7 protein-coding genes are annotated in these 6,000 nt (G+C 72.6%); 3 read left to right on the forward strand and 4 right to left on the reverse strand.

Features of this window, described 5'->3' with window-relative positions; genetic code table 11:
• Positions 1-170 precede the first annotated feature (170 nt).
• The 3 genes from C1I95_RS02090 (at position 171) to C1I95_RS02100 (ending at position 2,449) form a co-directional block, all read left to right on the forward strand.
• Positions 171-272 carry a 30S ribosomal protein bS22 gene (locus tag C1I95_RS02090; RefSeq protein WP_007465623.1) on the forward strand — a complete coding sequence of 34 codons (102 nt, stop codon included), beginning with the start codon at positions 171-173 and terminating at the stop codon, positions 270-272.
• A gap of 117 nt (positions 273-389) precedes the next feature.
• Positions 390-1,463, forward strand: a complete 1,074-nt coding sequence (locus C1I95_RS02095) for an NAD-dependent epimerase/dehydratase family protein (protein WP_111212021.1) — start codon at positions 390-392, stop codon at positions 1,461-1,463.
• A gap of 128 nt (positions 1,464-1,591) precedes the next feature.
• The gene (locus C1I95_RS02100) at positions 1,592-2,449 is read left to right on the forward strand and encodes a lysophospholipid acyltransferase family protein (protein WP_111212040.1); all 858 of its coding nucleotides are present in this window, start codon (positions 1,592-1,594) and stop codon (positions 2,447-2,449) included.
• A gap of 28 nt (positions 2,450-2,477) precedes the next feature.
• Here C1I95_RS02100 and C1I95_RS02105 read toward each other — a convergent pair whose 3' ends face one another.
• The 4 genes from C1I95_RS02105 to C1I95_RS35090 all read right to left on the reverse strand — a co-directional run bounded on the left by C1I95_RS02105 (position 2,478) and on the right by C1I95_RS35090 (position 5,727).
• A complete protein-coding gene (locus C1I95_RS02105; RefSeq protein ID WP_111212022.1) occupies positions 2,478-3,347 on the reverse strand; it encodes an HAD family hydrolase in 870 nt (289 codons plus the stop codon).
• 142 nt (positions 3,348-3,489) lie between these two features.
• The gene (locus tag C1I95_RS02110) at positions 3,490-4,350 is read right to left on the reverse strand and encodes a DUF5667 domain-containing protein (RefSeq protein ID WP_111212023.1); all 861 of its coding nucleotides are present in this window, start codon (positions 4,348-4,350) and stop codon (positions 3,490-3,492) included.
• 286 nt (positions 4,351-4,636) lie between these two features.
• Positions 4,637-5,584 (reverse strand): ECF subfamily RNA polymerase sigma factor, BldN family, encoded by a 948-nt coding sequence (locus tag C1I95_RS02115; protein WP_111212024.1) that lies wholly within the window; start codon positions 5,582-5,584, stop codon positions 4,637-4,639.
• Positions 5,581-5,727 carry a hypothetical protein gene (locus C1I95_RS35090; RefSeq protein WP_158566252.1) on the reverse strand — a complete coding sequence of 49 codons (147 nt, stop codon included), beginning with the start codon at positions 5,725-5,727 and terminating at the stop codon, positions 5,581-5,583. Before C1I95_RS35090 ends, C1I95_RS02115 begins: the two co-directional genes overlap by 4 nt.
• Between the last annotated feature and the right edge of the window lie 273 nt (positions 5,728-6,000).

Raw genomic sequence — 6,000 nt, forward strand, 5'->3', positions numbered from 1 at the left:
CGCGTTGGTCCTGCTGACGCATCCCCGCTACGCTGGACTCCGATCGTGACCGCTGGTGCGCTCCGCCGCCCACCCCGCCGGTCCGGTCCGTTGTCCGCAAGCGGTCGCCGACGCCACTGGTTCGTGGCGTCTTCCCGGTCGCGCCGCACATTGCATCGAAAGGCTTTCGTATGGGCTCGGTGGTCAAGAAGCGCCGCAAGCGCATGGCTAAGAAGAAGCACCGCAAGCTGCTGCGCAAGACCCGCGTCCAGCGTCGCCGTCTCGGCAAGTGACCGATGCCGGGCTGCGGCCCGGCATCCGTCGCTCGCCAACTGTCGACCCTCGGAGGCTCAGGTGATCAGGCCGAGGCTGTCCCGGCTCGATCCCGGCTGCCGGGGGAGGTGCGAGACATGACCCCCGGTGGCTCCCCGAGCCGTCCGGGGGTTGTCGTCGTGACCGGGGTCAGCCGCTACCTCGCCGCGCACGTCGCCGCCCGCCTCGCCGCCGACCCGCGGATCGACCGGGTCATCGGCGTCGACCTGCCCGAGCCGGGCCCCGAGGTCGCCGGCCTGCTCGACCAGGTCGAGCGGGTCCGCGTCGACCCCGGTGCGGTCGGCGGTCTGCTCGCTGACCTCGACGTGGACACCGTGGTGCACCTGGCCCTGGTCAGCGCCCCGGATCCGCAGCACGGGGGCCGGTCGGCGATGAAGGAACAGAACGTCATCGGCACCATGCAACTGCTCGCGGCCTGCCAGCGGGCGCCCCGGCTGCGCAAGATCGTGGTTCGCTCCTCGACCGCGGCGTACGGGGCCTCGTTCCGGGACCCGGCCGTCTTCACTGAGGAGACCGAGCCGCGTGAGGTCCCGCGCGGCGGTTTCGGCCGGGACATCCTCGACATCGAGGGGTACGTTCGCGGCTTCCGCCGCCGCCGTCCCGACGTCACCGCCACCGTCCTGCGGTTCGCGCCGTTCATCGGCTCGACGGCCGACACCACACTGACCCGTTACTTCGCGCAGCCGGTGGTGCCCACCATCTTCGGCCGTGACGCGCGGTTGCAGTTCCTGCACTTCGACGACGCCCTTGAGGTGCTGCACCGGTCGGTCGCCGAGGACCACCCGGGCACCTACAACGTCGCCGGGCCGGGGGTGCTCGCACTGTCCCAGGCGATCCGCCGGGCCGGCCGGGTCGCCGTGCCGGTGCTGGAGCCGGGCCTGTCCGGTGCCGTCGCACTCGCCCGCACCATGGGCTTCGGCCGCTATGGGCTCGACCAGGTCGACCTTTTCGTGCACGGTCGGGTGGTGGACATCTCCCGGCTGGAGCGCGAGTACGGCTACACCCCCCGCTCGACCGCCGACGCCTTCGACGACTTCATCCGCGCGCACCACGGTCGCGCCGTGGTGACCCGGGAACAGTTGGCCGCGGCCGAGCAGCTCGTGCTCGACCGCATCCGGCAGGTCCGCGCCGCCGTACGGGAGCGGCCGTGACCGGGCCGGCGGAGCAGCCCGACGGGACACCCGTCGACGACCGGTACGCCGTGCCGCCACCGGTCACGCCCGACGCGGATCCCGCCCGGCGCAACGGACACCATCCCGCCCCGCCGCCCGGTCCGGCAGTGGTGGACCAGCCTGGCGACGTCTGGGACCGGCGGGTCGCCGGCGGTCTCGCGTTCCTGCGTCGGCGGCTGGCCGGCGACTACGAAGTGGACGAGTTCGGCTTCGACCCGGACCTGACCGAGGCGGTTTTCCATCCGCTGCTGCGAAGGCTCTACCGGGACTGGTTCCGTACCGAGGTCAGCGGTCTGGAGCACGTACCCGCCGACGGGGCCGGGCTGGTGGTCGGCAACCACTCCGGTGCCGTGGCGCTGGACGCCCTGATCCTCTCCACCGCCCTGCACCACGAGCACCCGGCCCGCCGCTACCTGCGGCTGCTCGGCGCGGACCTGGTCTTCCGGATGCCACTGGTGTCCGAGATCGCCCGGAAGACCGGTGGCACGGTGGCCTGCAACTCGGACGCCGAGCGGCTGCTGCGCGGCGGTGAGATGGTCGGCGTCTTCCCGGAGGGCTTCAAGGGCGTCGGCAAGCTGTACGCGGAGCGCTACAAGCTGCAACGCTTCGGCCGGGGCGGCTTCGTCTCGGCGGCGTTGCGTACCGGCACCCCGATCATTCCGGTCGCCATCGTGGGCGGCGAGGAGATCTACCCGATGCTCGCCGACATCAAGCCGCTCGCCCGGCTGCTCAAGCTTCCGTACTTTCCGGTCACGCCGACCTTCCCCTGGCTCGGGCCGCTGGGCATGGTGCCGCTGCCGAGCAAGTGGCTGATCGAGTTCTGCCCGCCGATCCCGACGGCTCACCTGGTCGACGCCGCAGACGATCCGCTCGTCGTGTTCAACCTCGCCGACCAGGTGCGGGAGACCATCCAGCAGACCCTGCACCAGTTGCTGGAACGGCGCCCGGACCCGTTCGGCCCCTAGACCGTTCGGCCCCTAGGTTGTTCGAGCCCTAGCCGCTGCGGCGGCGCCGCTGCAACGCCACACCGGCGGTGACCGCGCCGGCCACCAGTCCGGCGGCGGCGGTCGACGGGAGCGCGATCTTGACGGCCCGGCGGCCGGTTCGGAAGTCGCGTACCTCCCAGCCCTGCCGGCGGGCCTGGCGCAACAGGGTGGTGTCCGGGTTGACCGCCACCGCCCGGCCCACCGTGGACAACATCGGCAGGTCGTTGGCGGAGTCGCTGTAGGCGGCGCACCGGCTCAGGTCCAGGCCCTCCACGGCGGCGAGCTGGGTGATCGCCTCGGCCTTGGCCGGCCCGTGCATCAGGTCGCCGACCAGCCGGCCGGTGTACGCGCCGTCGACTATCTCGGCGACCGTACCGATCGCGCCGGTCAACCCGAGCCGGGCGGCGATCACCCGACCGATCTCCACCGGGGCGGCGCTGACCAGCCAGACCCGCTCACCGGCGTCGAGGTGACCCTGCGCCAGCCGGCGGGTCCCGGCCCAGATCCGTGGTGCCATCAGCTCGTCGAAGATCTCCTCGGCGAGCCGTTCGACGTCCTCCACCCGCCAGCCCTCGACGAACGCGAGGGCGGCGTCCTTCGCCTGCGACATGTCGCCGGCGTGCTCCCGGGCGAGCAGCCGGAAGCGCAGCTGCTGCCAGGCGAACCGGGCCAGGTCGGCGGTGGTGAAGTAGTTGCGGGCGGCAAGGCCGCGGGCGAACCAGTAAATCGAGGCGCCCTGCATCATCGTGTTGTCCACGTCGAAGAAGGCTGCGGCGCTCGGGTCGGGTGCTGCCGGGGGAGCCGGATCGGTCTGCGCCCAACCGGCGGTGTGCCCGCGCACATCCGTGCTGACGGTCACCTTGCGGCTGTGCGCCACCCGTTCCCCCTCACGTCGTCCGCCCGGTCGGACCGCCGCCTGGACGCTGCCTCGGCTGGACCGAGGACTTTCGACAGCGGCCCCTAGCGAGGGTAGCCGGCACCGGCGGCACCAGCCGCCGGTGCGGGTGTGGCCGACCGGGTCAGGGGCAGGTGCCGGGGGTGGGGCCGAGGAAGTCGCTGGTGGTGCTGGCCGGTCGGCCGCAGGCGATGGCGGCGCGCAACGCGTCGGCGCGTTCGGCGATCGACGTCAGCAGGGCCAGCGACTGGGCGGTGCGCTCCTGGTCCGCCCGGGACCCGCGATCCGTCAGCGGGTCGAGAGCCCGGCGCTGCCGGGTGACGAAGGTGTCGACCGTGTCGAGCGCCGCCGGATCCGACCGCTGAGCCGCGGCACCGGTCAGCAGACGTACGCCCTGCCGGGTGTCCGCGTCCATGTCGTCCAGTACCGCGCTGTACCCGGCCCGGTTGCCCCGCAGCGCGGACGCCTCGACCAGGCGGGTCCGGGCGAAGTCGAGGAACAGCTGGCCCCGGCTGATGTCGGAGCTGGTGAGCGCGAGCTGGGCCCGCTCGGTGCCGCGCTTCATGCCGTACAGCGCGTCACCCGGTACCGCGTTCTCACTCGCGGCCGAGATACCGGAGACGGCGATGGCGCCGGCCGCGATGCCGACCAGGATCGCGCCCCGGGCGCGGGCCCGGCGGGCGGTGACGGCGGGCAACAGCGAACCCCGGCCGGCACTGGTCTTCTCGGCCGGCTGTGGGGCGGCGGGCGCGCCGATGCCCTCCCGGGCGGCGGTGGCCAGCAGCATCGCCCGCAGGCCGGCCCGGAACTCCTGATCCACTTCGGCCGCCGGCGGGTTGCTGCCGAGCTGCCGGCCGAGCGCGACGAGCGGCGCGAGCTGGTCGTCGACCCTGGACCGGAGATGATGGCGTCGGCCACCGTTCGCTTCGTCGACAAGCTGCGCGAAGCGCTCGGCGCGCCGACGGGAGAAGAGGGCGTTGTCCACCGCGGCACCTCCTCTCGCTGGTCGCGGCCGGTCGGCCGCGGTCACCGCCAGCGACCGATGACCACGTGACAGCACGACGGAGGTCGCCGTTGGCGCCGCCGCCTGTAATCCGTAGGCCGGGGGTTCCCGGACTGTCACCGGTCGCACCCGGAGAAACGCGCCGTGCCGGGGCCGGGTTACGGCCCGGACGGTGGCGAAATTACGCAAAGTGATTGCCGTCACGCCGTGAGATGGGCGCTGAGCTGCCCGGACACGGGTGGTGGGGATTACGCCCTGATGCCCGATTTCAGGGCTGGAAGCCGTCCGGAAGCAGCCGCGCCAGCGCCCGGACCGCCCGGTACTGCAGGGCCTTGATCGCGCCCTCGTTCTTGCCCATCGCCCGGGCCGTCTCGGCCACCGAAAAGCCCTGGAGGAAGCGGAGCACGATGCACTCCTGCTGCTCGGGGTTGAGTCGCTTGACGGCCGTCAGCAGGGCGACGTTGGTGATGTGTTCCACCACTGCCGATTCCGGACTGCCCTCCGGGCCGCGGTCCTCGCGGTCGGCGTCGAGCACGTCGCCGGTGGTCACCTCCAGGCGGTACCGGCCCGACTTGAAGTGGTCGGCGACGAGGTTGCGCGCGATGGTGACCAACCAGGCCCCGAGGTCGCGGCCCTGCCAGGTGAAGCTGCCGATCCGCTTGAGCGCCCGCAGGAACGTGTCGGAGGTGAGGTCCTCGGCGAGTTGTCGGTTGCCGACCCGGAAGTAGACGAAGCGGAAGACGGTGTCGACGTAGCGGTCGTAGATCAGCCCGAACGCCTCGGCCTCACCGGCCTGGGCGCGCTCGACCAGGCCCCAGACCTCGGTGGCCGGATCTGACGGGTCGGGCCGGCTCGGGAACCCGGTGGACGTACCGGCCGAGGCGGTCACCGCGGGAAGCACGGCGGTCTCGGACGCGGACAGTTCGGTGATCGGCGCGTCGCCGCTCCGCCGGGCCTGGGCCGGCATCGTCGGCCGGTTCGGGGAGGCGACCCGGCCGCCGGCCGGCATAGCGTTGCCGCCCGGGACCGGTGTTCGGTGTGGTGGCTCGTTCTGGTGTGGTCGGCTGCCCACCCGCCGCGCGGCACCCTCGCCCCGGACGGTGACGTTGCCCGTCGCGTCCTGCGGGCCGTGCGCGCCGCCGCGTTCGTTGACCGGGGTCCGGGCCGCTGGACCGGACAGCCGCACCGGGCGGTGTGCGAAGCCGAAGGTCGTCATCGCGCCGCCTCCGTTCCGCCGTCCGCCGCCGGGTCGGCGGCGGCCGGTCGACCGGTCGGGTCGCCGCCGGGCAGGGCGGCTCCGGGGTGTGCCGCCGGGCGGCAGATCCCCTTGAGGTGCTGGTCCAATGCACTGACGGGCACGGGGGCCTCCTCGGGCCGAGGGGTGTCGACTCACGGCAAATGGGGTGAGCCGACCCGAGTGATGATAGGGCCAACGTCACCCGCGCGTGGCAAGTCCGTTACACAGGGCCGAAGTATTTACCGGCGGGTCGCACACCTGGCGGACCGGTTGTCCGTCGGGTGTGGTTGACAACCAGCTTTTCGGCTGGTCCGTAGTGGAATCGCAGTTCAGGCTGATGATGGATGGGTGTCGCCCGACGCGCGGCCGGACTCCGGTGTGGCCTGCCCCGGCCC

Origin of the sequence: Micromonospora craterilacus, from assembly GCF_003236315.1 — a bacterium.
Classification (GTDB): Bacteria; Actinomycetota; Actinomycetes; order Mycobacteriales; family Micromonosporaceae; genus Micromonospora; species Micromonospora craterilacus.

Coding starts and splice junctions, on each gene's coding strand:
- C1I95_RS02115 (WP_111212024.1), bottom strand. CDS start 5,584: ATGACGACCTTCGGCTTCGCACACCGCCCGGTGCGGCTGTCCGGTCCA.
- C1I95_RS02090 (WP_007465623.1), top strand. CDS start 171: ATGGGCTCGGTGGTCAAGAAGCGCCGCAAGCGCATGGCTAAGAAGAAG.
- C1I95_RS02095 (WP_111212021.1), top strand. CDS start 390: ATGACCCCCGGTGGCTCCCCGAGCCGTCCGGGGGTTGTCGTCGTGACC.